Raw genomic sequence first — 308 nt, forward strand, 5'->3', positions numbered from 1 at the left:
GGGCCGGCGACGGCGTATGATCGCGGGCTCTACGCGAGCCTGCCGGGCTGGTATGACTGGGTGTATCTGATCGCGGTGGGTGCGGGGCTGGTCGGTGCGGCGATGCTGTTGCTGGGGTCGGCGCTGGCACGGCCGGTGTTCGCAGTGTCGCTGATCGGGGTCGTGGTGATGTTCGGCTGGATGTTCCTGGCGACGGACATCATCGCGGTGAAGGGCATCCCGCTCGCGACGGGATTTCCGGTCGTGATCTTCGCGATCGCCGTTCTGCAGCTATGGCTTGCCGGTATAGCCGTGCGGCGTGGCTGGAT

Annotated in this window: 1 protein-coding gene; it reads left to right on the top strand. The window is 66.6% G+C overall.

Annotation, left to right across the window (positions count from 1 at the left end; translation table 11 throughout):
* A partial coding sequence (locus AC0IYH_RS30655) for a hypothetical protein (protein ID WP_471837928.1) occupies nucleotides 1-308 on the top strand: 308 nt, incomplete at both ends.

The organism is Pseudomonas sp. AC463, assembly GCF_979253585.1.